Annotated in this window: 3 protein-coding genes; 2 read left to right on the top strand and 1 reads right to left on the bottom strand. The window is 46.8% G+C overall.

Features of this window, described 5'->3' with window-relative positions; all coding sequences use genetic code 11:
• The first annotated feature begins 125 nt into the window (after positions 1 to 125).
• Positions 126 to 509: a type IV pilus biogenesis protein EbsA gene (ebsA, locus tag RMO35_RS23240; protein WP_309744798.1), complete on the top strand. Its 384-nt coding sequence runs from the start codon at positions 126 to 128 to the stop codon at positions 507 to 509.
• Between the two features lie 462 nt (positions 510 to 971).
• Positions 972 to 2054, top strand: coding sequence for a phosphotransacetylase family protein (locus RMO35_RS23235; protein WP_396135718.1), 1083 nt, complete (start codon positions 972 to 974; stop codon positions 2052 to 2054).
• Between the two features lie 204 nt (positions 2055 to 2258).
• Here RMO35_RS23235 and RMO35_RS23230 read toward each other — a convergent pair.
• On the bottom strand, positions 2259 to 2728 hold a 470-nt coding region (locus RMO35_RS23230), incomplete at its 5' end, for a COP23 domain-containing protein (protein ID WP_309744796.1).

Genomic DNA, 2728 nt, shown 5'->3' with positions numbered 1-2728 from the left:
GAAAAATACAACTAGCAATATGTTTGGCGATCGCTTTACCCACATTTTTAGTCGTGTCGAGCCACTACCTAAAGCCTAAAGCCTAAAGCCTAAAGCCTAACCCCTAACCCCTACCCCCTAAATCGATGAATTTATTTGATGAAATAATTCCCGCGCAGCCAGATAAGGTAAATTTATATGCGCCGTACTTTATGAAGTCTGCCGCCAAACGGAACGTGCTGCCCAAAGCAATCACACTTTACAGTAAAGGCGGACTTGGCGGTCATCGGGCGATCGAAGGTGGGGAGAAAATTCCATATGCGATTAACTGGGTGATTCAAAATCTCCCTGGCGATCTCACCAGATGTACGATGATGTTTGATGACAATGCCGATCTGACCTACGATGTGAATTTGGTCAACTCCGAGCTAATCGGCTATCTCATCGACTGGCTGATTAATATTCGCGACACCAATACTCCGGATTTTCCGCAATACTTTTACTATAAGTTGATGAGAATGGAAGAATAGCCCTAAGTGCTGAGACTGGCTCTTCACAGCAGATTGCAGCGTTATTACGGTAGCTATGAGTCGCATCCTTTAGCTGGATATCGATCGATATCTAGCCAACTTTCCTCAGTGACTTTACCTAAAACTGCTGAAAATAGCACAATTGCGAGCGATCCGACCTATACTTCTAATTTATAATCTTTATATCCACTATAGCCGCAGACCGATTTGGAATCGGCAAGGAACATCTTGAGCTGCGATCTGAGTCATGAGGATCGCGGGTAAGTTAGATTCACCTGACGATCGATGGCAAGTTAATCTGGATTCACTTGCTCGGGAGCAGATTGTCGATCGAATATCGGATTGGATCTTGGTGTGCGGCAGTATATATTAGATTTACCTCTAGGCACGGAAGATATATCGGTAACGAGTTATCTGCTGAGGAATTGTTGCCGATGATGAATTATTGAGTTAAGTCGTTAAATGACTAAGGGTAAGTGTGTGGGGATGGCTATGAAGTACTTGCTGGTGGCTTCGACGGAAGCATGTAGTGGGAAGTCGGCAACAATTTTGGGAATTGCTGCTCGCTTGCAAGAAAAGGGGGTGGAAATTGCCTATGCTCAGCCAGTTGTGACTGTCAATGCGACCAATTCTCACCTCGATGGCGATGTCCGACTGATGGCACAAGCCTTAGCCTTGCCTTCAGAGCGACTGGGGCTGCCATTACTGGGTTTGGATGCTAATAGGACGATCGAGCGGCTGACTGGGGTCGATCTACAAGACTATACTAAGTTACTCAAAGATAGTCTCCAGCTCCCTGGCAATCTAACGATCGTCGAAGGTGGTGCCAATCTCCACGAAGGGAGTTTATTCGATTTGGCGACTGCACAGGTGGCTGAAACCCTTAATGCGGGAGTGCTGCTGGTCAATCGGTACCATCCGCTCTCAAGTGTGGATCTGTTATTATCGGCGGCTGAGCAGCTTGGCAAGCGATTATTGGGGTGTGTCATCAATGACATTCCCCGCGATCGCGTCGATTCCGTCCAAACCTCCTTAGTACCCTTTCTAGAACAGCATGGTATCCCGGTGTTTGGGGTCGTACATCGGAATGGACTGCTCCGGAGCGTGACTGTCAAGCAATTGGTCGAACAGCTCAAGGCTGAAGTATTGTGTCGTCCCGACAGGTTGGATCTGATGGTGGAAAGCTTATCGATCGGGGCGATGAATGTCAACTCGGCACTGGAATATTTTCGACGCGGCAATAATATGGCGGTCGTCACTGGCGGCGATCGCGCCGATATTCAGTTAGCCGCGCTAGAAACCTCTACACAGTGCTTGATTTTGACCGGACATCTCAGCCCTCAACCATTCATACTCAGTCGTGCTGAAGACCTGGAAATCCCCATTCTGTCGGTAGATTTGGATACGCTGACAACTGTAGAAATTATCGATCGGGCTTTCGGTCAAGTTCGCCTGCAAGAAACGATCAAAATTAATTGTGCGCGGGAGTTATTTGGCAATCATTGCGAGATCGATCGGCTGATCTCGATGTTGGGAATTGAGTAAGTAGCTCAGCATACTCCCTTCCCAGTGACAAATTAGACATCTAGGATGGATAGTGGATAGTGACTATTGAATTGCAAATGTCTATTTCTTGGGTAGGAAGGGAGTAGTTATTTTAACTACTAAAAATCACCTGTAATCCTGATGGTGGGCACTGCCCACCCTACTGGGACGACAAGACTACTCCCATCTCCCATTCCTCAATACCTAATTATCTTCAGTAAGCCAATCGAGATCGATCGAGTTATCAGATGTCGGGGTAATTCCGGCACTTTCTTCGATACTTCTAGAACTGGCGCGATTGCGGATGGCGTTGAGTCTTTTGATGACTTGCTGGGGATCGGAATTGGGTTTGAGCGTGTACAATAAATTTTGCGCGTTACACGAAGTACTGACTTTATTCGTCGCACAAACTACTGGTTGATTGTTCAGCGTACCAGTAGTCAGAGATTTTAACTTACCACTGCGGTACAAGGATTGAAATCTAGCGGAGACTTGTTGGCAACGAACTTGTGGTGTAAATCCGGATTCGCTCATGGCTGCGGAACTCCACAATATAATTGGGATATCACCTTTTCTAGTTCTGGCTACTGTTGCTGGTTTACCTTCAGATTTACCGCAGACAAAGCTAGTAGTTGCGGTCAAGGCTTGACTTGATGGTGCAGACAACATGCTGC

The organism is Chamaesiphon sp. OTE_20_metabat_361, from assembly GCF_031364565.1.
This window is presented reverse-complemented; position numbering and strand designations above follow the sequence as displayed.